Consider the following 22,857-nt stretch of genomic DNA (forward strand, 5'->3'; position numbering starts at 1 on the left):
CTCAGTACGGATCGAAGTCGAGGAAGTTGAGCGCCACCGCATCGGCGCGCAGGGCCGTCGGCGCGGCCGGGCCCAGCGCGCGCCAGATCAGGTTGAGCGGCGAGGGCCTCAACCGCTCGGGCACCGGCAGGAAGCCCTGCCGCCCGAGGTCCCAGCGCGGCTCCAGCCCGATGAACAGGGTCGCGCCGAACGGGGCCACGCCGCTCGGCAGGCCCGTCTCGGCCGCGCCGGGCAGGAAGGCGCCGCAGCGGACGAAGGGCAGGTGGGTGCGCGCCCAGACGCCGAACAGGTCGCCGCGCCGCGCGCTGGCGTAGCGGCCGGCCGGATTGGCGAGGCGCCAGCGCAGCAGGTCCTCCCGCCAGGCGCCCTGATACTGCAGGGGCGCGTCCGAGAACCGGCCCGGGACGTGGGAGAGCACGCCGGCCTGCAGCCGGGCGACCTCCTGGAAGGCGAGCTTGCGCAGGAAGCCGGGCGTGCTGTTGGCGTTGGCGACCCCGATCACGAAGCCGTAGCCGGCGTCCGCGCCCTGGGCATAGGTCTGCTCGGCCAGCCGGGTGAACAGGCCGCGGCCCTGGTAGTCGGGGTGGGTGGCGGTGTTGAGCGACAACAGGCCCTTGACCGGCCGGCCGTCGACCAGCGCCTCGGTGGGGCAGGTGACGTAGTGGGCGGCCAGCCGCTCGCCGTCCCAGGCGTCGGCGCCGACCACCGGGCCGGCCGGGTTGTCGCGGTAGCGCCAGGCCAGGGCCGCCTCGGTGAACTTGCCGTCATCGCCGAACACCTCGCCCAGCAGCCGGGCGTAAGCCTCCAGCTGGCGGGGCGTGGTTCCGGCGGGGCGGAATTCGAGCGCGCCGCCGGTCATGCGCGGCCGCTCACGGCGCCGGGCGGGCGCACACGGTCGCGTTCATGATTTCCCCTTCTCATGGCCCCGCCTGCATCATACCAACGCGCATCGAGCGGCGTCCGGGGCGGAGAATGACGAAGCCTGAACTGAACATCAACGCGCGTGACGGGCTGCGCGTGGTGCTCGCCGCTGGCTTCCTGCTGCTGCTCGGCGCCAACCTGCCGGGACACCTGTCCTACGACTCCGTGGCGCAGCTCTACGAAGGCCACTTCCATGTGCGCGAGACCTGGGGTCCGGCCAGCTATGCCTGGCTGCTGGGCCTGTTCGACGCGGTGATCCCGGGCACGGCCCTCTATGTGGTGGCCAGCGCGCTGCTGCTGTTCCTGAGCCTCGCCTCCTTCGATGGGCTGCGTAATCGCATCGGCTGGGCCGGCGTCGCCGTCGCCGCGCTCGTGCTGCTGACGCCGCAGGTGCTGGTCTACCAGGCGATCGTCTGGAAGGACGTGATGTTCGCCAACGCCGCGGTGGCCGCCCTGGTGCTGCTGGCGCACGCCGCGAGAGACTGGGACGACCGCCGCCGCCGCTGGCTGTGGCTGGTCGGCGTGGTGCTGTTGCTGGCGCTGGCCAGCCTGGTCCGCCAGAACGGGATCATCGTCACCGCGATGGCCGCGCTGGCGCTCGGGTGGATCGCCAGCCGCGGCCGGTGGGTGCGCGGCGGCGTCTGGGCGCTCGGCCTGCTGTTCGTCGTCCTGCTTGCCGCCCAGGGCCTGACGCGCCTGGCGGAGCCGGCGAACGCGCCGCCCGACACCGCTTTCCACAAGGGCGTGCGGATCCTCCAGAACTACGACATCGCCGGCGCGGTCACCCTCGACCCCGGCTACCGTCTCACGGCTCTGGAAAAGGCCGATCCGGTGGCGGCGAAGGTGATCGAGAGCCGGGCGCCGCTCGGCTATTCCGGCCAGCGGATCGACTTCTTGGACGACGATGCGGCGTTCGGCGCGGCGCTCTGGGATGTCCCCGACCCGGCCATACGCGCGCAGTGGGCCGACCTCGTGCTGCGCCATCCCGTCTTGTACCTGCGGGTGCGGATGGAGGACTTCCGCTGGGTGTTCGCCACCCCGGTCGTGGACCGGTGCCTGCCGATCTACGTCGGCGTCGACGCGCCCGCCGAGAAGATGCAGCCGCTGGGCCTGCAGCACCGCTTCACGCACGCGGACCGGCAGCTGATGAACTACCACACCTGGTTCCTCGACACGCCGCTCTACTCCCACGTGGCCTATGCGGCGCTCGGCCTGGTGCTGGCCGGACTGCTGCTGGCGCGGCGCGACCCCGCCGACATCGCCATGATCGCCCTGCTGCTGAGCGGCGTGGCCTTCGCCGCCAGCTTCTTCGTGATCTCGATCGCCTGCGACTACCGCTACCTCTACTTCACCGACCTCTCGGCGCTGGTGGGGCTGGTCTATGTGGCGGTGGACTTTCCGCTGCGGCGCCGGCGGGCGGCCGCCTAACGGGCGAACATCGCCTCCCAGGCGGCGGCGACCTCGAGCCGGGGCTTGCGGGCCGCGATGAACCGGTAGAGCGACAGCTGGCGGCCCAGGCCGAAGCTGCGGATCTCCACCTCGGCGAACAGGGCCCGCACCAGGGTTTCGATCTCCCGCGCGGTGTTGACGTGCTCGTGGCGCATCAGGTCGCCGTAGTCGAGGCCGTGGCGCAGGCGGAACTCCAGGCCGGTGGTCAGCGTCCAGCCAAGCCGCCAAAGGAGGCCCCCCTCGCTGGGGATCGCCGCGCGCAGGGCGCCGCCCGCCTCGAGCAGTTGCGCCGATCGGGCCAGCACCATGGGCAGGTCGCAGATGTGCTCCAGCGAGGCGACGCTGGTCACCCGGTCGTAGCGGCGCTCGCGCGGGACCTCGGTCACATCGGCGAAGACGTCGCGGACGCGGCCGCGCTCGGGGGCGTCGCGATAGAGGTCGGCGAAGGGCTCGACGATGTCGTAGGGCGCCGCGGCGGGCTCGAAGGGCGGCTGGTTGAGGGTGCCGGCTCCGAGCTCGAGGGTGGCGCGCGGCGCGCCGCCCACGGCGTCGCGGGCGACCTGCAGGTGCAGCCAGCGCTCGAGCCGCTGCGACAGGGAGGCGGCCGGCGTCGCGCCTGCCCGATTCTCCTTGTACTGCTGCACATAGATCGCCTGCAGGCGGGGCGGCATGGCCGGGCGGGTCTTCGGGAAACTGGCGAGCACGCGCGCTGCGCCCTGGTCCCCACCGCCCGTCATCCGAAACTCCTCCGCGGCGTCGTGCGCCAGTGGCGGCAACATAGGGCCCGGATCGCCGGAGGCGAGATGCTTTTGCGGCTTTCCAAGCCCGCAGGCGGCTTTTACCAACGGGTCAAGCTTGTGTGGGGGATGGCATTGGATCGCGGGACGATGACGCCGGCGGCCGGGCGGGCCGCCATGGCCTTCCGCCTGGTGCTGGTCGCGGGCCTGTTGCTGTCGCTGGCGGCCAACCTGCCGGGCCACCTGTCGGTCGATTCGGTGATCGCGCTGGAGGAGGCCCGCACCGGCGTCCGCCAGACCTGGGCGCCGGCGGTCAGCTCATGGCTGCTCGGCCTGTTCGACGGGATCGTCGCCGGCACCGGCCTCTATGTGACCGCCTCGGCGGCGCTGCTGTTCCTGAGCCTCGCCAGCCTGACCAGGCTGCGGACGCGGGCGTCGTGGGCCGCGCCGCTGCTGGCGCTCGGCGTGGTGCTGACGCCGCAGGTGCTGATCTACCAGGGCATCGTCTGGCGCGACGTGCTGTTCGCCAATCTCGCCATCGCCGGCTTCATCTTCATCGCCCATGCGGCCCGAGACTGGGAGGTGCGACGACCGGTCGTCGCGCTGGCCGCGGCCTGGCTGTGCCTGGCCCTGGCCGCTCTGGTGCGCCAGAACGGCGTCATCCTGGTGGTCGCCGCCGCCGTCGTGCTGGCGTGGACGGCGCGGGGCCGCGGCTGGCGTTCGAGCCTCGCCTGGGGCCTGGGCGGGCTGGCGGCCACGCTCCTGCTCGCCGCCGCTATCAACCATGTCGCCCAGCCGCCGGAGGTCCCCGCGAAGCTCCGGCCCAACGCGGCGGCGCTGATCCTGCAGCACTACGACATCATCGGCGCCAAGGCCCATCACCCGGCGCTGAGGTTCACCGTCATCGACCGCGCCGCGCCCGCCGCCGGCCAGATCCTCGAACAGCAGGCGCCGAAGTTCTATTCGGCCGCCCGGATCGACCCCCTCGACCAGGACGACCTCGTCCGCCGCACGCTCTGGCACGTGCCCGACCAGGTGATGTCGGCGCAGTGGCGCGAGGTGATCCTGCATGAGCCCGCCGCCTATCTGCTGCACCGCGCCGACGTCTTCCGCTGGGTGCTGCTGACGCCGCACCTCGACCAGTGCCTGCCGGTGACGGTCGGCGTCGCCGGCCCGCCCGAAATGATGGCGAACCTGGAGATGGTCACCGGGATCGAGCCGCAGGACCAGGCCCTGGGCGACTATGCGGCGCGCTTCTATGCGACCCCGGTCTATTCGCACCTGACCTGGGTGCTGGTCGCCCTGGCGGTGAGCGGGCTGCTGCTCCTGCGGCGCGATCCGGCCGACTGGGTGATCGTCGCGCTGGAAGCCGGCGCCCTGCTGTTCGTGGCCAGCTTCTTCGTGATCTCGGTGGCCTGCGACTACCGCTACCTCTACTTGCTCGACCTGGCGGCGATGACCGGGGTGCTCTACCTGGCCCTGGATCCGATCACCTGGCCGGCGAGGCGGAAATCCGGCGCCTAGCTCAGCCGCAGGATGGCGTCGAGCCGACCCTCGGCGAGGCGGCGTTCGCGCCGCAGGGCTTCGAGTTCGGTGCGCAGCTGCTTGATGTCGCGTTCCAGGCTGTCGCGCTCGAGGACGAGTTGCTGACGCATGTCGTGCAGTTCCGCCCGGGCCAGGTCGAGGTCGCGGGTCAGCGGCGAGACCAGCGCGCCGACCTCTTGACGGCGCCGCGCCAGGGCCTCGGCCGCGGCGTCGAGCACGGCGCTGTCCGGCGCCTGGCCCGCGGCGGCGGCTTCGAACCAGGCATGGATGGTGGCCGCCATCTCGCCCGCCCAGCCGAGCGCGGCGAGGTCGCCCTGTGCCGCGTTGTGGCGCAGGTCCGGCGACAGGAACTTGTCGATCGCGCCGGCCGCCCGCTCGGTGAGCCTCGGAAGCGGCGCGCCGTGCGCGGCCTCGATCCGAGCCGCCTCGCCGCGCCAGTCCCGCAGCAGGCTGTCGTAGCCGACGAAGGCGCGCGGCAGGTCGCGGCTGTAGGCCTCCGCCGCCAGCATGTAGGCGCTCCAGAGCAGCACCGACTTTTCCGCGGTGAAGCCGTCGCGGCGCGACAGGGAGCCGGCCACCGCCAGCGGATGGCGCACGGGAACGACGCAGCGGGCGCCGACCTCGAGTTCGCTCAGCACGGCGCGCCAGAAGGGCAGCAGCACCGTCGCCCGGGGGTCCTTCAGCAGCGGATGCCGCGCCTCGCCGAATTCCTCGGCGAACAGCGTCCGGGCGCGGCTCAGCCACTGGGCTTCCGCATCGCCGCCCAGGGGCCGGAACGGGAAGGCGAAGACGTCGTCCCACGCCGAGTCCGCCGCCCGCAGCCGCCCGTCGTTGAGGATCGCCACCTTCCAGGGCTCGAAGTAGCCTTTCGCGTTGTGCTCGTCGCCGGGCATGACGTTCTCGGGCAGGCGCGCGCCCGCCAGCGCCAGCAGCTGGGTCACGGCAGAGGTGCCCGAGCGGTGCATGCCCAGGACGAGGTAGGCGGTCCGCGCCGAGGCGCCCTGCGGCCCGGAGCCGGGATTCTTCGTGGTCATGTCAGGCCGAGTGGTACGGGCCGCCGCCGATGGTCGCAAGGGCCGGCTGCGGTTGATCGACCGGACCTTCTGTTGCACAGAGGCCCTCGCCGCCGCGCCGGGGCCATCGCGAAGGGATAGTACGCCGCATGGCCGTCCAGGCCCCAGCTGACGAGGTCGATCCGATCCTCTCCACGGCGGTCGACGCGGCCTTCTACCTGGCCGTCAATCCGGATCTGGCGAACATCCCCGGCCTCGATCCCGTCCGCCATTATGCCGAGCACGGCTGGCGGGAGGACCGCGACCCGGCGCCGTGGTTCTCGGTGGGCGCCTACCTGAAGGCCTACCCCGACGTGGCGGCGATCGGGACCGACCCCTTCCTCCACTTCCTGACCCGCGGCCGGCGCGAGGGTCGCGACGTCTTTCCGTCCCAGGCCGGCGAGGCCTACCTGGAGACTCGTCTCCAGCGCGGCCAGACGCCGGGCTGGGGGTTCGAGCCCAGCCTGGCCGCGCCCGACCGGGGCGCCGGGCGGCCGTCGGAGCCGGCGGCTGTGGATCCGGTCGATCCGGTGGCCGCGCGGCTGCGCGCCGACCGCGAGCTGATCGCCGACGAGTTCGACGTGCCCTTCTACCTGAGCCTCAGGCCCGACGTGGCCGCGGCGGGCGTCGACCCGATCGAACACTTCCTGATCGACGGCTGGCGCGAGAACGCCCGCCCGAACCCCCGCTTCTCGCCGAGCCAATACCTGGAGAGCTATCCGGACGTCGCCGCCGCGGGGATCAATCCGTTCGTCCACTTCCTGCGCACGGGGCGGGCGGAAGGCCGGCTCGCCCATTCGGACCTCGGCTTCCGCTACGACATCATCGCCGAGCTGACGCCGGTCGGCGCGCGCGTCGCCGCGGCGGCCCAGGCCGCCGCCCGGCTGAAGCCCAAGACCGACGCGGCGCTCGCCGCGGCCCTGGCCAAGTCGCGGACCGGGCTGCGTGACCTGCACATCACCTTCAGCCACGACGACTACTCCGCCAACATGGGCGGCGTGCAGCTTTGCCTGCAGCGGGAGGACGCCCGGCTGGCCGAGCTCGGCCGCGATCACCTGCACCTCTATCCGGCGGCGGTCTGGCCGGTGACGCGGGCGGCCGGAGAGCCCGGCCCGCTCGGCGTGCTCTTCAACGGCCGCCGGGTCGGGATGTTTTGCGGCACGACGGTCGCCAGGACCCTGCGCAAGGCGGCCGCGGCGGTCGAGGCGGGCGCCCGTAGCTTCGCGGTGCACAGCCTGCTCGGCCACAGCGCCGACGAAACGGTCGACATCGTCGAGGCCGCGGGGCTGCAGGCCGGCTATTTCTGGCTGCACGACTTCGCCAGCCTCTGCGCCGGCTTCCACCTGCTCCGCAACGACGTGGAGGACTGCGGTGCGCCGCCGCCGGACAGCCCCGCCTGCGGGATCTGCGCCTACGGGCCCTGGCGCGCGCGTCACCTGGACGCCCACACCCGGCTGTTCGAGCGGCTCGACCTGACGGTGATCAGCCCATCGGAAACCACGCTGGCGTTCTGGCGGGCGAGCTGGAGCTTCCCGACGGCGGGGGAGGTGGTGCATCCGCACGCCCGGCTGGCGCCGCGCGGACCGGCGGCGCCGAAGGTCCGGCCGCGACCCTTCCGCCTGGCGTTCGCCGGCGTGCCTGCGGCCCACAAGGGCTGGCCGATCTTCCGCGACCTGGCGCTCGACCATGCCGACGACGACCGCTACGCCTTCCTGCATCTGGGGGCCCGCGAGGCGCCTGGGCTACCGGTGAGCTTCCACCCTGTCTCGGTCTCCGAGGCCAATCCCCGCGCCATGCAGGAGGCCGTCGAGGCGCTGGAGGTGGACGCGGTGCTGATCTGGTCCCTCTGCCGCGAGACCTTCTCGTTCATCGCCTATGAGGCGGTCGCCGGCGGCGCGGCGGTGATCACCGGCCCGGACAGCGGCAATGTCGCGGCCTTCGTGGAGGGCTCCGGCCACGGGCGGGTGCTGGCCGACGAGGCCGCGCTGGCCGCCGCCTTCGTCAGCGGCGAGATCGCCGCCCTGGCCCGCTCGCGCCGCAAACCGCAGCTCTATGACCTGGAGTTCAGCGGCGTCACCGTCGACCTGCTCGCGCGGGGCGCCTCGGCATGAAGGTCCTCTGCTATTCCAGCTTCACCTTCTCCTACCTGAACCGGGCGCGGGTGCTGTTCCAGACGGTGCGGCGCTTCCATCCGGACTGGGAACTGGTGGCGCTGATCACCGACGAACCGCCGCCGGAGTTCGAGTTCGACCTGGCCCGGGAGCCCTTCGACCGGGTGGTGCACGCCCGCGATCTCGGCGTGCCGGATTTCGAACGGTGGCTGTTCAAGCACGACGTGGTGGAGATCTGCACCGCGGTGAAGGGCCCCTTCCTCCACCAGGCGTGCGGGTGGGGCTCCGACGCGGTGATCTACCTCGATCCGGACACCGCCCTGTTCTCCAGCCTGGAGCCGCTGGAGCGTTGGCTGGAGGACTACGACATCCTCCTGACGCCGCACCTGATCGACCCCAACGTGACCACGGCCGCGATCCTCGACAACGACCTGTCGGCCTCGCGCACCGGGATCTTCAACCTGGGCTTCGTGGCGGTGCGGACCACCGGCGAGGGGGCGCGGTTCGCCAAGTGGTGGAACGACCGGCTGCTCAGCTACTGCTACGACGACATCCCCAACGGCCTGTTCGTGGACCAGCGGTGGTGCGACCACACGCCGGCCCTGTTCGACAAGGTCAAGGTGATCCGCGATCCCGGCTACAACGTCGCCAGCTGGAACCTCAGCACGCGGACCGTCGCGGTGGAGAAAGACGGCCGGATCACCGTCAACGGGGCGCCGCTGCGCTTCTGGCACTTCACCAAGCTGGGCCCGCTCGGCGACACCATGACCAAGCGCTACGCCGGCCGCAACTTCCCGGTCTACGAGGTCTGGAGGTGGTACAAGACCCAGGTGGCGGCGGTCACCGATCCGGCCATCCCGGCCCGCTGGTGGGCCTACCAGGACTTCGATGACGGCACGCCGATCGAGAAGGCCCACCGGGTGCTCTACCGCGAGCGCGAGGACCTGCAGGCTGCGTATCCCAATCCGTTCGCGGTCGGCGGCTTCAGCCTCTGGCTCGAGCGCGAGGGCCGCTGAGCGCGCGCCTTGACAGCGGCGTGGGCGCGCCTGAGACAGACCCGGAATCCCCGGAGGGACCGCAGACCCTGCGGTCGAGGTCTTGAACAAGCCCACCGCCCAACCCACCGCCGCGAATGACGGCCTTTCGGGCGACCTGGCCGCCAAGGCCGCCGCCGTCGCCAGGCGCATGGCCGAGTTGCGCGCCGCCCTGGCCGCCGCCGAGGAGGCCGTCGCGGCCGCCCGGAGGCTGACGCACGAGGCCCAGGTGCGCGAGGCGATGGTGCGGGTCGACCTGACGCAGGCGATCACCGAGGCGCTGGTCGGGCGGGCCGAGCTCGCCGCCCGGCAGCGCGCGCAGGCCGTGCGCGCCTACTTCGGCGAGACGGAGCAGGGGCGCCCGCGCCGCCGCAACCGGATCGGTCGCCGCCTCGACGCGATCCTGGCGCGGCTGACCTCCCTAGGCCGCGCGCTGGTCATCGCCCGGGCCGGGGTGTGGCGTCCGAGCGGTCGGCCGCTCTACGATCTCAGGCACATGGCGGCCTATGCGCGGCGAGGCGCCGATCCTTCGGTCCAGCCGCCGGCGCCGTTCGAGCAGGCCTGGTATCTCGCGACCTATCCCGACGTCGCCGCCAGCGGCCGCGCGCCGCTGCTGCATTACCTTCTGGCCGGCGCCGCCGAGGACCGGACGCCGCACCGGCTGTTCGACGCGGCCTGGTATCGCCGCGAGAACGCCCAGGCGCTCGCCGCCAGCGGCCAGTCTTCGTTCGAACACTTCGCTTCGCGCGGCGCGGCGGAGGGCCGCAACCCGCACCCGCTGTTCGACATGGCCCACTATGCGAGCCAGGCCCCGGCGCTGCTGGCCGGCGAGGACATGCTGTCGCACTACCTGCGCGAGGGCTGGACCCGGGACCTCAGTCCGCATCCGCTGTTCGACCCCGCGTGGTACCGCGGCCAGGCCCCGGACGCCGCGGACGTCCCGCCGCTGGTCCACTACGTGCTGGAAGGCTGGCGCGCCGGCCTCTCGCCGCACCCGCTGTTCGACGTGACCTGGTACCTCGCGCGGAGCCCCGACGTCGTGGAGGCCGGAAGGGAACCCCTGGCGCACTTCCTGGACGTCGGGGCGGCGGAGGGACGCAGTCCCGGGCCGTGGTTCGACCTGCCGCACTATGTGGCCGTCCGCGGCGGCGCGCTGGCGACGGGGACCAATCCCTTGATCGACTACCTGCAGGGCGGCGCCTGGGCCGTGACCGAAGCGCGTCCCGGCTTCCCGACCGCCGCCTATCTGGCGGCCTGTCCGGGCCTGGTGCGCGAGGGCCTCACTCCGCTGGAGCACTGGGCGCGTCGGAGCGCTGGCTGACCGGACGGGCGATCCCCAACGCCTCCAGCTGGCGCCAGATCGCCTCGTAGTAGGCCGGCACGTAGTGGAAGGGACTGAGGCCCCACTGGTGCGCCTCGTCGGCGATCCGCTGGCTCGGCGCCTCGACGCGGCTCAGCGGCGGCATCAGGGCTGTGAACCAGGCTTCGTACCGGGCGAGGAGGGCGTTGTGCGCGGCGATCTCCGCCGTCCGCCCCTGCAGGATCTCGACATCGGGAATGGGCCGCCGGCGGCCGGCCGCGGACCGGCTCTGCTTCGCCCAGCGGGCGGCGTGCAGGATCAGCTGGGCGTCCTGCAACGGAGTCGCCCGCACCAGCGCCGCGAACTCCTCCGCCGCGGCCGACCACAGGCGGCCGCATCCGCCAGATAGCCGCGGGATCGGCCGGGCTCCGGCCAGGGCCGGCTGTTCGAGGTAGCCGCTGGCCTCCAGCTCCCAGCTGTGGGTGACGATGCTGTCGCCGACCGCCAGCAGGTCGAAGCGCTCGTCGATGAAGTCGAAGATCAGATGGGTCGGCCGATAGGCCACCAGCTGGGCCAGGGCGGTCTTGCGCAGGTCGGCGACCAGCGCGCGGTGCTGGTGCTGGCGCAGGTCGCGGGGCGGCGCGGCAGCGGGCTGGAATCCCGCCACCGGCGCAGCCAGCAGGCTCGGGAAGCTGGTCCTGGAGATGTAGAGCGGACCCTCGGGCGAATCGCCGCGGACCGGCCAGAGATCGCGGGTGATGCAGCTGCCGATGATCGCGACCCTGGCCATCCTGCTTCCCGTCGTCCCCTTGTGCGGCCCTCGCCGTTCTAGCACGTGGAGAGCGTGCGAGGGGGCTTCGCAGCCGGGGGCCGGCATTGACATAGTTTAAGCCCCCAAGCATCTCTCCGCCGCCTCCGGGCGTTCCGGGCGCGACGCCGGCAGGAAACATCCCGGTCGGCGTTCACCGCAATTAGGCCACCTTTCCGGTATCTTGGGCGGCTCGGACGGGACATCGGCGCGCAATGAAATTCTTTACGTTCCTCGCAAACCAGCCAGACAACGTGCTCACGCGGGCCCTCGGCGAGGGCAAGCGCCCGTTCGCCGTGGCCGCTGCGTTCAGCTTCTTCTCCAACGTGCTGTATCTGGCGCTGCCCCTCTACACCTATCAGGTGTACGGCCGGGTGTTGGTGAGCCAGAGCATATCGACGCTCATCTGGCTGACGGCGGTGACGCTGTTCGTGTTCGCCGTGTCCAGCGCCATCGACGACTACCGTGCGCGGATCCTCATCAACTATGGGGTCGTGCTGGACCAGCGGGTGTCGGGACGGCTGTTCACCGGCCTGTTCGACGCCGCCGTGCGTGGCGACCAGAGCGCCCGCTCGCAGGTGCTGCGCGACCTCGACCAGTTCCGCCAGACCCTGACCGGCGTAGCCGCGGCGGCCTTCTTCGACGTGCCGTGGATTCCGGTCTTCCTGGGGGTCCTCTTCATCATCGACCCGTTGATCGGCGTGCTGACGACGGTGGGGGCGCTGGTGCTGCTGGGGCTCGCCCTGCTCCAGGAGCGGGCGATCCGGCCGCCGATGAAGGAGGCCAACGACGCGGCGCTGAAGAGCTACGCCTTCACCGAGGCGGCGCTGCGCAACGGCGAGGTGGTCCGCGCCATGGGCATGCTGCCGACCCTGGGCGCCGCCTGGGCCGGGCACCGGGCGGTGACCATCGAGCGCGGTGCGGCCTCGGCCGAGATGTCCAACGCCTTCACCGACACCATCAAGGCGGTCCGCATGGGCATGCAGGTGCTGATCGTGGCGATCGGCGCCTACCTGATCCTGAAGGGCAAGATCCACTCCGGCATGCTGTTCGCCAACATGATCTTGGCGAGCCGCGCCCTGCAGCCGATCGAGAAGATCGTCGGCTCGTGGGAGCCGCTGAACAACATGGCCCGCGCCCACGGGCGGCTGATGGCCATGCTGCAACAGGCCGAGCCGCCGTCCGCCGCCACCACCCTGCCGCGTCCGAAGGGCCGGCTGTCGGTGGAACAGCTCAACTATGCGCCGCGCGGCGCCAACAAGCTGATCCTGGCGAACGTCAACTTCGTGCTGGAGCCTGGCGAAGTGCTGGGCGTGATCGGCCCGTCGGGAGCCGGCAAGTCGACGCTGGCGCGCCTGCTGGTCGGCATCTGGCGGCCGAACAACGGCGTGGTCCGCCTCGACGGCGCCGACGTCTTCACCTGGGAGCGCGCCGACTTCGGTCGTCACGTGGGCTATCTGCCGCAGGACACCGAACTGTTCGCCGGGACCGTGCGCCACAACATCGGCCGCTTCCGCGCCGACGTGACGGACGAAGAGGTCGTGCGCGCCGCGCAACTGGCCGGCGTCCACGAGCTGATCCTGCGCATGCCCAAGGGCTATGACACCGATGTGGGCGAAGGCGGCGTGATCCTCTCCGCCGGCCAGCGCCAGCGGGTCGGGCTCGCCCGGGCGATGCTGGGCGATCCCGCCTTCATCGTGCTCGACGAGCCCAACGCCAGTCTCGACGCCGAGGGCGAAGAGGCGTTGCTGAGGGCGATCGACGCCATGAAGGCGAACGGCGCGACGGTGGTGATCATCTCGCACAAGGCCGGCATCTTCCGCCCGGCCGACAAGATGCTGGTGCTGCGCGACGGCCGGCTCGAGCTGTTCGGCCCGCGCGACCAGGTCATGAGCCGGCTGATGAAGCCCGCCGAGGTGCGGGCGGTTGAGGGGGCCGCACGATGAAACTTGATATCCAGCCCCATCGCTCCAGCTACGTCGCCCCGACGTTCGGCGACGACCGGGTTCCGCTCGACCCACGGCTCGAACAGCGGATGCGGCGGCCGATGGTCGTCGGAGCCGCCATCATCGGCACGCTGGTGGTCGGGCTGGGTCTGTGGGCCTCGCTCACCCCGCTCAGCACCGGCGTCACCGCGCCGGCCGAGGTGCGCGTCGAGGCCAACCGCAAGACCCTGCGCCACCGCGAAGGAGGCACGGTCCGGCAGATCCTGGTGCGCGAGGGCCAGCACGTCACCGCCGGGCAGCCGCTGATCCTGTTCGACGACGTCGAGGCTCGCGCCTCCAACGACGTCTTCCAGAACCAGGCCGACAGCATGATGAGCCAGGCCGCGCGCCTGACAGCCGAGGCCACCAATCGGCCGAATCTGGAGTTCCCGCCGGAGCTCACCAGCCGGATTTCCGATCCGCGGGTCGCCAGCATGATTCGCGACCAGCAGTTCCTGTTCGCGACCCGCCTGCAGTTGTTCCAGAGCCAGGGCTCGGTGCTGGACCAGCGGCTCGACCAGATCCGGAACCAGATCGTCGGCAACCAGGCGCAGGTCGCCTCGGTGGACGAGCAGCGCAAGCTCACCGCCGAGGAGATGGCCGGCTATCAGACGCTCTATGAGAAGGGCTTCGCGCCCAAGCCGCTGATCCTGCGCTACCAGCGCTCGATCGCCGACCTCGACGGCCGCAAGGGCTCGCTGCTGGCCGACATCGCGCGCCTGCACCAGCAGATGGGCGAGACCAACATGAACCTGGCAACCCTGCGCGACCAGCGCCAGAGCCAGGCCGCCGAGCAGCTGCGCGACACCCAGTCGAAGATCGCCGACGTGATGCCGCGCCTGGCCGCCGCCAAGCAGACCCTGGCCTCCACCGTGGTCCGCTCGCCGGTCGACGGCTACGTCTTCAACCTGACGCAGTTCACCCTCGGCGGGGTGACCTCGCCCGGTGAGGTGCTGATGGATGTGGTGCCCGCCAACTCGCCGCTGATGGTCACCGCCACGATCAAGCCGGAGGACATCGAGGAGGTGCACGTGGGCATGGACGCCCGGGTGCGGATCACCGGCCTGAACCAGCGCTGGGTCAGCCCGTTGCCGGCCAAGGTCGCGGTGGTCTCGGCCGACCGGATCACCAACGAGAAGACCGGTCTCGCCTTCTACCGGGTCGATCTGCGAATCGATCCGAAGGAGCTCACGAACCTGAAGCGCGGCGCCCAGGTGACCCCCGGGATGGGCGCCCAGGCGATGATCGTGACGGGCAAGCGGACCATCATGGGCTTCCTGATTTCGCCCATCACCGACACTCTCCACGACGCCTTCCGCGAGCAGTAATCGCAGGGCCGCAGAGCGCGTTTCGACGCGCTCTGCGGCCACGTTTTGCTGTTGCGTGATAGGCGGTCTTCCGATACGTCTTCCCTCGGGCTCGTTTAACCTTCGCCGCAGCCATGCTATGGCGCTTGGGGTAATGGACCGCCGGGACTGCTCCATCGGGGATGGGGGTCAGGCGTGCCGGGGGTCCGTGTGACACAGACTGGAGAGACTAATGGCGACCTATATTTTCGAGACAATGACGCAGGCGGACGCTACGGCGTTCACCTCAACTGACTTCATCATCTTCCAAAACGGCATCGCGGTCGGCGCTAACACCAGCGTCATCTACAACGCGGCGACGGCGACCTCGACCGATAGCGTGACGATTACCGAAGTGGGCGGCAAAGCGCTCACCTTCGATATCGCGGCGGTGGGCAATCGCGACTTCACCATCTATCAAGATGGGTCGAAGCTTGAGGTTGGTACGCTCGGCCCCGACACCAACCCGGCGGCGAACACGACCGCGTTCGCCGATGGCCTCTACGGCGGCAACGGCAACGACACCCTCGCTGGCGGCGCTGGCGCCGACCTGCTGCAAGGCAACCGGGGCGACGACAGCCTCAACGGCGGCACCGGCAACGACTCGGTCTACGGCGGCCAGGGCAACGACACGATCATCACCGGCTCGGGCAGCAACTACGCCAGGGCAACCTCGGCGACGACACGATCGACGGCTCGGCCGGCACCGCGACGGGCAGCCAGTGGCTGTACGGCGGCCAGGGCAACGACGTCATCATCGGCGCCACTAGCGGCGATCTGCTGTTCGGCAACCTCGGCGACGACAGCGTGACCGGCGGCGGCGGCAACGACTCCATCTACGGCGAAGACGGCAATGACACGCTGACTGAAGGCGCCAGCGGCGTGTTCAGCATCGATGGCGGCAACGGCACCGATACGATCACGATCACTGCCGGCACCGGCTCGGCCAACATCGTTGGCGGCGCCGGCGACGATACCATCACTGTCTCGAACAACACCGGCGCCAACTACATCCAGGGCAATGCCGGCAACGATTCGATCACCAGCGCGAGCTCGGGCAATGACACCATCCTCGGTGGCCAGGGCGACGACACGATCCTCAACACCGCGGGCGGCAACCACTACTTTGATGGCAACCTCGGCAACGACAACATCACCAGCGGCACGGGCAACGACACCCTGCTGGGTGAAGCCGGTAACGACACCATCGTCGGCGGCGGCGGCAACGACCTGATCGACGGCGGCGACGGCACCAACTTCCTCACCGGCGGCACGGGCGCTGACACCATCCTCGGCGGCACGGGCAACGACACGATCCTGGCCGACGACGGCAACAACAGCGTGAACGCCGGCGCGGGTAACAACTCGATCACGGCCACGGCTGGCAACGACACGATCACGGCGGGTGCGGGCAACGACACTGTCGATGCGGGCGCCGGCAACAACAACGTGAACGTGGGCGATGGCGCCAACTTCGTCACGACCGGTGCCGGTAATGACGTCATCACCACCGGAGCCGGGAACGATACGATTCTGGCTGGCGCTGGTGCGAACTTGATCGCCGCTGGCGATGGCCTGAACAACATCACGTTCGGCGCGGGCGACACGACCGTCACCGGCGGCGCGGGCAACGACATCGTCCTGAACAACGGCGCGGGTGGCAACGACACCATCAGCGTCGGCGACGGTGCCAACAACATCACCACCGTGGGCGGCAACGACCACATCACCACGGGCATCGGCAACGACACCATCGTCGGTGGCGGCGGCAACGATGTGATCGTGGCGGGCGACGGTGCGAACAGCGTCACGGCTGGCGCGGGCCACGACACGATCTCGGGCGGGTCGGGCAACGACACCATCCTCGGTGGCGGCGGCAACGACGTCATCAATGCTGGCGACGGCGCGAACACGGTGAGCACCGGCACGGGCGACGACAACATCATCGCGGGCGCCGGCAACGACACGATCACGGCCAACAACGGTGAGAACACGATCGACGCGGGCGCCGGCGCCAACCATGTGACCGCGGGTATCGGCAACGACACGATCACGACGGGTTCCGGCAACGACACGATCTACTCCGACGCGGGTTCGGACACGATCAATGCCGGCGCGGGCAACGACATGATCACCGGCGGCGCCGGCAAGGACATCATGTTCGGCGGAACGGGTTCGGACACCTTCGTGTTCTCTCCCCTCGACTCGAGCACGGTGGCCGGCTCCGGCGACCAGATCCGCGACTGGGAGTCGATCGACAAGCTCGACTTCGCTGGCGGCGCTGGCACCTCGTCGAACTACATCGAGAACAGCGCGACCGACTATGGCGCGGCGCTGTCCTACGCGAACGACCAGATCAACAACCACGCCTACACCTACGTGGCGGTTCAGGTCGGGTCCGACGTGGTGGTGTTCTCCGACAGCATCGCCACCAGCGCCAACGGCACGACCAACGCCGGCGCTGAAGATGCGGTTGTCCTGGTTGGCCGTTCGCTGGCCGACATCGACTTCAGCAACATCATCTAATACCGAGCCAGACTCGGAAAACTTTGGGGGGCCGCCTTCGGGCGGCCCCCTTTTTATTTGGGCTCTGCTCCGGCTCCCAGGGTCGTCCTCCGGTGACCGGCGTGGCCGCGTCGGCCTGCATGCTTGGCCCTCGCCCGCTATCGCTGCGTCCAGCCACCCTCCAAGCGCCGCCATCTCGACTTATGGGCCATGGGCCCCCGCGCCATGGCGGCGGCCGCGCCTCCAGCGCTCGATCCGCCATGACACGACGAGCCGGGCGCCGGCCAGATGCCGGTCGCCAACTGAATGGAAATATCGGGAATGATGGCCCGCCTGCCGCGTCGCCGCAGCCCTGCCGCCAAACGACGACCGGGCGGCGGGTTCAGGAACCCACCGCCCGGCCAATGCGACACAGCCTTGGAGAGCTAGGCTGACACCAAACCTTAGCGGAAAGCGCTGCCGTGCGAAAGCGAATCCCGATCACGTGTCAGTTAACATCATTCTACGGTTCGGCGCCGATCGCGCCGGCGCCGCCTAGATGCGCATCTGGAAGCGCTGGGTGATCGCCACCGCCCCGTGGCGGTACACCCGGTACTCGGCCGAGTAGACGCCCGGCGGCCAGCCGGCGGGCGGGCGTTTGCGGCCCACCTGGCTCAGATAATAGGCCTTGTCGTGGTCGAGCGGCGCGCTGCGGTTGGTCGCCACCACCGCGCCGTCCGGGCCCTTCACCGTAAGCTCCAGCTCGTCGCCCGCCTCCAGGCCGATGGTCCGCACGTAGGCGACGATGGCCGGCGAGGCGAGGGAGGGCGCGGCCACCGTGGCCTCCTCCACCGCCTCCGGCGCCGCCACGCCGGCAGCGAACCCGGTGTTCAGCACCACGCCCCGCCGGTAAGCCAGCGCCTGGGCGGCCGACGGCGTCCAGAGCGAGGCCTGCGGCTTGCAGGCCGTTGTCTGGGCGGGGTCCGGCGCGAAGGGATCGACCACGGCGTTGTTGTGCCGCACCATGAAATGCAGGTGCGGGAACTCGGTGTTCCCCGACAGCCCCACCTTTGCGAGCGGCTGGCCGACGGCGACGGCGTCCCCGGGCTTCACCCGCACGCTGCCCCGCGCCAGGTGGCAGTAGCCGGTGATCCAACCGGGCGCGACCTCGACCACCACCCCGTTGCCGCAGTCCTGGCCGTTCAGGGCCGGGGCGCCGGGCGCGCGGATCGAGATGTCGGGCAGGCCGTCGCGAACCCTCAGCACCCGACCGGGCGCGGCCGCGAGCACAGCGACCCCAGCCCGCTGGGCGGCCATGCTGAGCACCCGGATGTCGACGCCGTCGTGCTTGTCGTAGGTCCGGTGGCCGCAACGATAGTCCAGCACGCCGGGGCTCGGATCGCGGTCTACGTAGTTCTGCACCTCGCAGGTCCGGCCGATCTCGCAGGCGAGGGGAAACGCGAGTTTCGGCCCCTCCGGCGCGGCGCCAACCGCGGGCGCGCCGACGAACAACATGGCGCCGAACAGGGCGAGCGGTGCGAGGCGGCGCATCGGGCGGTCCTTTCTCCCAGGGGCAGGGACGCTCCCCCGGCGCTCGGACGAAAATGTGGCTAGCCGAACCTGATCCCGGTCAACGTCTCGAGGCGGGCCTGGTCGCGCGCGTAGAGGCCGCGCAGGAAGGCGCCGTCCTCGGGCGTCAGCTCGGAGCCATAGTCCATCTCCCGCCCGACGTGGGCGTCGCGCGGCGCCGGCGCCGGTCCCGGCGGCAGGCCCAGCAGCCGACGCGTGGCGCCGAGCGCCGGGGCCGGATCGCGCCGCAGGTCCTCCGAGCGCAGGATCAGCACCTGGTCGCGCGGGAACAGGCCGAACAGCCGCTCCACCTGCTCGCCGTAATAGCCCCGCTCCACGTAGGAGAATTCCCGGTGGAAGCCCCAGGGCTCGGCCGCGAACAGCCGCCGCCGGCCCTGGCGGATGCACCAGGCGAAGGGCTCGGTCTCCACGCCGCGGGCGTACTCCATGCGCCAGTGCGACCAGGCCCGTTCAACCGGATCGCGCAGCACCAGGATCAGCCGCATCGCCGGGTTGTAGGCGCGGATCCGCTCCAGGCAGTCCGGCCAGTAGGCGTAGATCGGCGTCGCCTCGCCGCACGGGCGCCCCGCCGGATCGTCGAAGTGAGCGTGATAGGCGCCGTAGTCCGGCCGCGACCAGTCCTGCGTCTCGTCGTCGAAGAAATGGACCTCCTTGGTCCGGGAGACGGCGATGTCGCGGTCCTGCGCCAGGTAGTCGAACAGCGCCGTGGTGCCGCCCTTCTGGACGCCGGCGACGATGAAGTTGACGAGCGGCGGTTGGGCCATGGCCCTGATTGTCGCGCCGGCGCTCCGGCTGCAAGCCCCCGCAGGGCTTTCGCGCTTCATCGCGCGCGAGGTCCGCGATAAGAGAGGCCTGGGTTTGCGGGCGCGATCTTGGCTTGCGGATCGCGGGGGCGGCCTGCAAGAGGCGAAGAATGAAGACGGTGATCCTGGCGGGCGGGCTCGGCACGCGCATTTCCGAAGAAAGCCACCTGAAGCCCAAGACGATGATCGAGATCGGCGGCCGGCCGATCCTTTGGCATATCCTGACGCTGTTCTCGCACTACGGCTTCAACGACTTCATCGTCTGCCTCGGCTACAAGGGCTACGTCATCAAGGAGTACTTCGCCAACTACGTGCTCCACAACGCCGACCTTACCGTGGACCTCGGCAAGGGCTCGGTGGAGTACCATACGACCAAGCACGAGCCCTGGCGGGTGACCCTGGTCGACACCGGCACGGAGACCATGACCGGCGGGCGGCTGAAACGGGTGGCGCCGTATCTGGACCCCGGCGAGCCGTTCTTTATGACCTATAGCGACGGCGTCGCCGACATCGATCTGCGCGCGCTCGCGGACTTCCATCGCCAGCACGGCAAGGCCGCGACGGTGACGGCGGTGGCGCCGCCCGGCCGGTTCGGCGCGCTGGAGATCCACGACGGCCGCGTCGAACGCTTCATGGAGAAGCCGCCGGGCGACAACGCCATGATCAACGGCGGCTTCTTCGTCCTGCAGCCCGAGGTGGTCGGCCGCATCGCCGGCGACGACACGGTGTTCGAGTCCGGCCCGCTAGAGGCGCTGGCGCACGACGGCCAGCTGATGGCCTACCGGCACGACCGCTTCTGGGCGCCCATGGACACGCTGCGCGACAAGAACACCCTGGAGGCGCTCTGGGCGTCCGGCCAGGCGCCGTGGCGGCGGTGAACCCGGAGTTCTGGCGGGGCCGCCGCGTCCTGCTCACCGGCCACACCGGCTTCAAGGGCTCCTGGGCGGCGATCTGGCTGTCGCGGATGGGCGCGGAGGTCACCGGCATCGCCCTGCCGCCGGACCAGACGCCGAGCCTGTTCCAGCTGGCCGGAGTGGGGCGGCGGATCACCTCGCGGTTCGTCGACCTGCGCAACGCCGACGCCGTTGCGGCGGACCTGAGGGCGGGCGCCTACGACCTGGTGCTGCATATGGCCGCCCAGCCGATCGTGCGCGCGGCCATCGAGGACCCGATCACCACCTATGAGACCAACGTCATGGGCACGGCCCACCTGCTGCAGGCGCTCCGCCAGCAGGCCGCGCTGAAGGCGGTCCTGGTGGTCACCTCCGACAAGGTCTACGCCAACGCCGAGACCGGGCGCAGCTTCGCCGAAGGCGACGCCCTGGGCGGCAAGGACCCCTACTCGGCGTCCAAGGCCGCAGCGGAGATCGTCACCGCCAGCTTCGCGCGCAGCTATTTCGACCCGGCCGGCGTGCCGGTGGCGACCGCCCGAGGCGGCAATGTGATCGGCGGCGGCGACTTTTCCCGCGACCGGCTGGTGGCCGATATCGTGCGGGCGGCGCAGGCCGGCGAGCCGGTCGTGCTGCGGCACCCGGAAGCGACCCGGCCGTGGCAGCACGTGCTGGACTGCCTGGCCGGCTATTTCACTCATCTGGAGGCTCTGGCGACCGATCCGGCCATGCCGCGGGCGCTCAACTTCGGCCCCAGGCCCGGAGGGCCCGTGGTGAGCGTCGGCGAACTCGCGACCCTCGGCGTCGAGGCGCTCGGCGCCCAGCCCTGGCGTCACGCGCCGGACCCGGCCTCCCTGGAGGCCAAGGCGCTCGCGGTGGACTCCAGCCAAGCCAAGCGCGCGCTCGGTTTCGAGAGCCGCCTGGACGCGCCGGAGGCCGTCGCCCTGACCATGGAGTGGTACCGGCGCCAGGCGGCCGGCGAAGATGCGCTCGCCTTGTGCCTGGAGCAGATCGAAGGCTACGAAGGCCGCCCATGACGCCTCCGCCCTGCCGGTTCTGCCGTAAGCCGCTCACCCACACCTTCGTCGACCTCGGCTGCCAGCCGCTGGCCAACAGCTATCTGACGCCCGCCCAGCTCGCGGCCGGGACCGAGCAGGCCTATCCGCTGCATGCCCGGGTCTGCGACAACTGCTTCCTGGTGCAGGTGGACGACGCCGTGCCGGCCGAGGCGATCTTCGACGAAGGCTACGCCTACTTCTCCTCCTACTCCCCGAGCTGGGTCGAGCACGCCCGCCGGTACGCCGTGGCGATGACGGAACGGTTCGGTCTCGGCCCGGACTCCCTGGTGGTCGAGGTGGCGAGCAACGACGGCTACCTGCTGCAGCATTTCCTGGCCGCCGACATCCCGGTGCTCGGCATCGAGCCGACGGCCAACACCGCCGAGGCGGCCCGCGCCCGCGGCGTGCGCACCGAGGTGATGTTCTTCAACGAGCAGACCGGCCGCGAGCTCGCCGCGCGGGGCCAGCGCGCCGACCTGATGGCGGCCAACAATGTGCTCGCCCACGTGCCCGACATCGGCGCGTTCGTGGCCGGGTTCCCGCACGTGCTGAAGGCGGAGGGGGTGCTCACCTTCGAGTTCCCGCACCTCCTGAACCTGATCGAGAAGGTGCAGTTCGACACCATCTATCACGAGCACTTCTCCTACCTCTCGCTGGTGGCGGTGGAGCAGGTGCTGGCCGCCAACGGGCTGCGACCGTTCGACGTCGAGCTCCTGCCCACCCACGGCGGATCGCTGCGGCTGTTCTGCGTGCATGTGGGCTCCGGGCATGAGGAGACCGAGGCGCTGCAGGCGCTGCGGGCGCGCGAGGCGGCGGCCGGGCTCGACCGGATCGAGACCTACGGCGGCTTCACGCCGCGGGTGGAGGCGGTGCGCGACAGCTTCCGCGGCTTCCTCGACAGCGCCAGAGCGCAGGGACAGCGGATCGCCGCCTACGGGGCGGCGGCCAAGGGCAACACCTTCCTCAACTACTGCGGCGCAAGCGCCGACGACATCGTCGCGGCCTTCGACGCCAATCCCGCCAAACAGGGCCGCTTCCTGCCCGGCAGCCACGTGCCGATCCTCGGGCCGGAGGCGGTGGCGGAGCTCAGGCCCGACTACGTCCTGATCCTGCCCTGGAACCTGAAGGACGAGATCATGGGCCAGCTGGCCTTCATCGGCGACTGGGGCGGGCGGTTCGTCACCGCCTCGCCGCAGACGCAAGTCCTCAGCTGATGCGGTTCACCGAGACCGAGATCGCCGGCGTGGTCGTGGTCGACATCGAGCCGCGCACCGACGCGCGCGGCGCCTTCGCCCGGCTCCACTGTCCAGAGGAATTCGCCGCGGCGGGCCACCCGTTCGCGCCGGTCCAGACCAGCCTCTCGCGCAATCCTGCGGCCGGGACGCTGCGGGGGCTGCACTACCAGCCGGCGCCGCATGCGGAGGTGAAGTTGGTGCGCTGCGTCCGTGGACGGATCTTCGACGTGGCCGTGGACCTGCGGCCGGCGAGCCCGACGCACCGCCGGTGGGCCGCCGCCGAGCTCAGCGCCGACAATGCGCGGGCCCTGCTGATCCCGGAGGGCGTCGCCCACGGCTTCCTGACCCTGGAGGCGGACACCGACGTCCTCTACCAGATCGCGCCGATGTTCGAGCCCGGCCACGAGGCCGGCGTCCGCTGGGACGATCCGGCGTTCGGGATCTCCTGGCCGCGGGCGCCGCAGGTGATCTCCGACCGCGACCAGGCCTTCCCGCTGTACGGGGCCTGA

General features: G+C 70.7%; 19 protein-coding genes. 13 read left to right on the plus strand and 6 right to left on the minus strand.

Features of this window, described 5'->3' with window-relative positions; genetic code table 11:
* Position 1: 1 nt before the first annotated feature.
* Positions 2-859 (minus strand): GNAT family N-acetyltransferase, encoded by an 858-nt coding sequence (locus DJ021_RS09275; RefSeq protein WP_111457272.1) that lies wholly within the window; start codon positions 857-859, stop codon positions 2-4.
* A gap of 113 nt (positions 860-972) precedes the next feature.
* Here DJ021_RS09275 and DJ021_RS09280 point away from each other — a divergent pair, with 113 nt between their 5' ends.
* The gene (locus DJ021_RS09280) at positions 973-2,349 is read left to right on the plus strand and encodes a hypothetical protein (RefSeq protein WP_111457273.1); all 1,377 of its coding nucleotides are present in this window, start codon (positions 973-975) and stop codon (positions 2,347-2,349) included.
* On the opposite strand, the gene DJ021_RS09285 is transcribed toward DJ021_RS09280, so the two are convergent.
* Positions 2,346-3,107, minus strand: coding sequence for a class I SAM-dependent methyltransferase (locus DJ021_RS09285; protein ID WP_111457274.1), 762 nt, complete (start codon positions 3,105-3,107; stop codon positions 2,346-2,348). The two genes, DJ021_RS09280 and DJ021_RS09285, sit on opposite strands and share 4 nt — an antisense overlap.
* Positions 3,108-3,257: 150 nt before the next feature.
* On the opposite strand from DJ021_RS09285, the gene DJ021_RS09290 reads away from it, so the two are divergent.
* On the plus strand, positions 3,258-4,631 hold the full coding sequence (locus DJ021_RS09290; RefSeq protein WP_111457275.1) for a hypothetical protein: 1,374 nt from the start codon (positions 3,258-3,260) through the stop codon (positions 4,629-4,631).
* On the opposite strand, the gene DJ021_RS09295 is transcribed toward DJ021_RS09290, so the two are convergent.
* Positions 4,628-5,686, minus strand: coding sequence for a sulfotransferase family protein (locus tag DJ021_RS09295; protein WP_111457276.1), 1,059 nt, complete (start codon positions 5,684-5,686; stop codon positions 4,628-4,630). The genes DJ021_RS09290 and DJ021_RS09295 overlap by 4 nt on opposite strands.
* Positions 5,687-5,814: 128 nt before the next feature.
* Between DJ021_RS09295 and DJ021_RS09300 the strand changes: the two genes are divergently transcribed.
* From DJ021_RS09300 to DJ021_RS09310, 3 genes are all read left to right on the plus strand, one after another.
* Positions 5,815-7,815 (plus strand): glycosyltransferase family protein, encoded by a 2,001-nt coding sequence (locus DJ021_RS09300; RefSeq protein ID WP_111457277.1) that lies wholly within the window; start codon positions 5,815-5,817, stop codon positions 7,813-7,815.
* Positions 7,812-8,831, plus strand: a complete 1,020-nt coding sequence (locus DJ021_RS09305) for a hypothetical protein (protein ID WP_111457278.1) — start codon at positions 7,812-7,814, stop codon at positions 8,829-8,831. Before DJ021_RS09300 ends, DJ021_RS09305 begins: the two co-directional genes overlap by 4 nt.
* A gap of 82 nt (positions 8,832-8,913) precedes the next feature.
* The gene (locus DJ021_RS09310; RefSeq protein ID WP_111457279.1) at positions 8,914-10,170 is read left to right on the plus strand and encodes a hypothetical protein; all 1,257 of its coding nucleotides are present in this window, start codon (positions 8,914-8,916) and stop codon (positions 10,168-10,170) included.
* On the opposite strand, the gene DJ021_RS09315 is transcribed toward DJ021_RS09310, so the two are convergent.
* On the minus strand, positions 10,130-10,939 hold the full coding sequence (locus DJ021_RS09315; protein WP_111457280.1) for a DUF6270 domain-containing protein: 810 nt from the start codon (positions 10,937-10,939) through the stop codon (positions 10,130-10,132). The genes DJ021_RS09310 and DJ021_RS09315 overlap by 41 nt on opposite strands.
* A gap of 233 nt (positions 10,940-11,172) precedes the next feature.
* Between DJ021_RS09315 and DJ021_RS09320 the strand changes: the two genes are divergently transcribed.
* The 4 genes from DJ021_RS09320 to DJ021_RS09335 all read left to right on the plus strand — a co-directional run bounded on the left by DJ021_RS09320 (position 11,173) and on the right by DJ021_RS09335 (position 16,814).
* The gene (locus DJ021_RS09320; protein WP_111457281.1) at positions 11,173-12,903 is read left to right on the plus strand and encodes a type I secretion system permease/ATPase; all 1,731 of its coding nucleotides are present in this window, start codon (positions 11,173-11,175) and stop codon (positions 12,901-12,903) included.
* Positions 12,900-14,270: an HlyD family type I secretion periplasmic adaptor subunit gene (locus DJ021_RS09325; RefSeq protein WP_243625941.1), complete on the plus strand. Its 1,371-nt coding sequence runs from the start codon at positions 12,900-12,902 to the stop codon at positions 14,268-14,270. The genes DJ021_RS09320 and DJ021_RS09325 overlap by 4 nt, the downstream gene beginning before the upstream one ends.
* A gap of 211 nt (positions 14,271-14,481) precedes the next feature.
* Entirely contained in the window at positions 14,482-15,099 is a 618-nt protein-coding gene (locus DJ021_RS09330) for a calcium-binding protein (protein WP_111457282.1), read from the plus strand.
* The gene (locus tag DJ021_RS09335) at positions 15,042-16,814 is read left to right on the plus strand and encodes a beta strand repeat-containing protein (protein WP_424444194.1); all 1,773 of its coding nucleotides are present in this window, start codon (positions 15,042-15,044) and stop codon (positions 16,812-16,814) included. The genes DJ021_RS09330 and DJ021_RS09335 overlap by 58 nt, the downstream gene beginning before the upstream one ends.
* A gap of 513 nt (positions 16,815-17,327) precedes the next feature.
* Here DJ021_RS09335 and DJ021_RS09340 read toward each other — a convergent pair.
* Together DJ021_RS09340 and DJ021_RS09345 are read right to left on the minus strand one after the other, a co-directional pair.
* Positions 17,328-18,323: a M23 family metallopeptidase gene (locus tag DJ021_RS09340; protein WP_111457284.1), complete on the minus strand. Its 996-nt coding sequence runs from the start codon at positions 18,321-18,323 to the stop codon at positions 17,328-17,330.
* Between the two features lie 59 nt (positions 18,324-18,382).
* The gene (locus DJ021_RS09345) at positions 18,383-19,126 is read right to left on the minus strand and encodes a sulfotransferase domain-containing protein (protein WP_111457285.1); all 744 of its coding nucleotides are present in this window, start codon (positions 19,124-19,126) and stop codon (positions 18,383-18,385) included.
* A gap of 149 nt (positions 19,127-19,275) precedes the next feature.
* On the opposite strand from DJ021_RS09345, the gene rfbF reads away from it, so the two are divergent.
* From rfbF to rfbC, 4 genes are read left to right on the plus strand one after another with little or no spacing between them, the layout of a single operon-like run.
* Positions 19,276-20,043: a glucose-1-phosphate cytidylyltransferase gene (rfbF, locus tag DJ021_RS09350; RefSeq protein ID WP_111457286.1), complete on the plus strand. Its 768-nt coding sequence runs from the start codon at positions 19,276-19,278 to the stop codon at positions 20,041-20,043.
* A complete protein-coding gene (rfbG, locus tag DJ021_RS09355; RefSeq protein ID WP_111457287.1) occupies positions 20,031-21,092 on the plus strand; it encodes a CDP-glucose 4,6-dehydratase in 1,062 nt (353 codons plus the stop codon). The genes rfbF and rfbG overlap by 13 nt, the downstream gene beginning before the upstream one ends.
* Entirely contained in the window at positions 21,089-22,327 is a 1,239-nt protein-coding gene (locus DJ021_RS09360; RefSeq protein ID WP_111457288.1) for a class I SAM-dependent methyltransferase, read from the plus strand. The genes rfbG and DJ021_RS09360 overlap by 4 nt, the downstream gene beginning before the upstream one ends.
* Positions 22,327-22,857 (plus strand): dTDP-4-dehydrorhamnose 3,5-epimerase, encoded by a 531-nt coding sequence (rfbC, locus tag DJ021_RS09365; protein ID WP_111457289.1) that lies wholly within the window; start codon positions 22,327-22,329, stop codon positions 22,855-22,857. Before DJ021_RS09360 ends, rfbC begins: the two co-directional genes overlap by 1 nt.

The sequence above is a fragment of the Phenylobacterium hankyongense genome, from assembly GCF_003254505.1.
GTDB lineage: Bacteria > Pseudomonadota > Alphaproteobacteria > Caulobacterales > Caulobacteraceae > Phenylobacterium > Phenylobacterium hankyongense.

Coding starts and splice junctions, on each gene's coding strand:
- DJ021_RS09275 (WP_111457272.1), bottom strand. CDS start 859: ATGACCGGCGGCGCGCTCGAATTCCGCCCCGCCGGAACCACGCCCCGC.
- DJ021_RS09280 (WP_111457273.1), top strand. CDS start 973: ATGACGAAGCCTGAACTGAACATCAACGCGCGTGACGGGCTGCGCGTG.
- DJ021_RS09285 (WP_111457274.1), bottom strand. CDS start 3,107: ATGACGGGCGGTGGGGACCAGGGCGCAGCGCGCGTGCTCGCCAGTTTC.
- DJ021_RS09290 (WP_111457275.1), top strand. CDS start 3,258: ATGACGCCGGCGGCCGGGCGGGCCGCCATGGCCTTCCGCCTGGTGCTG.
- DJ021_RS09295 (WP_111457276.1), bottom strand. CDS start 5,686: ATGACCACGAAGAATCCCGGCTCCGGGCCGCAGGGCGCCTCGGCGCGG.
- DJ021_RS09300 (WP_111457277.1), top strand. CDS start 5,815: ATGGCCGTCCAGGCCCCAGCTGACGAGGTCGATCCGATCCTCTCCACG.
- DJ021_RS09305 (WP_111457278.1), top strand. CDS start 7,812: ATGAAGGTCCTCTGCTATTCCAGCTTCACCTTCTCCTACCTGAACCGG.
- DJ021_RS09315 (WP_111457280.1), bottom strand. CDS start 10,939: ATGGCCAGGGTCGCGATCATCGGCAGCTGCATCACCCGCGATCTCTGG.
- DJ021_RS09320 (WP_111457281.1), top strand. CDS start 11,173: ATGAAATTCTTTACGTTCCTCGCAAACCAGCCAGACAACGTGCTCACG.
- DJ021_RS09325 (WP_243625941.1), top strand. CDS start 12,900: ATGAAACTTGATATCCAGCCCCATCGCTCCAGCTACGTCGCCCCGACG.
- DJ021_RS09330 (WP_111457282.1), top strand. CDS start 14,482: ATGGCGACCTATATTTTCGAGACAATGACGCAGGCGGACGCTACGGCG.
- DJ021_RS09340 (WP_111457284.1), bottom strand. CDS start 18,323: ATGCGCCGCCTCGCACCGCTCGCCCTGTTCGGCGCCATGTTGTTCGTC.
- DJ021_RS09345 (WP_111457285.1), bottom strand. CDS start 19,126: ATGGCCCAACCGCCGCTCGTCAACTTCATCGTCGCCGGCGTCCAGAAG.
- rfbF (WP_111457286.1), top strand. CDS start 19,276: ATGAAGACGGTGATCCTGGCGGGCGGGCTCGGCACGCGCATTTCCGAA.
- DJ021_RS09360 (WP_111457288.1), top strand. CDS start 21,089: ATGACGCCTCCGCCCTGCCGGTTCTGCCGTAAGCCGCTCACCCACACC.
- rfbC (WP_111457289.1), top strand. CDS start 22,327: ATGCGGTTCACCGAGACCGAGATCGCCGGCGTGGTCGTGGTCGACATC.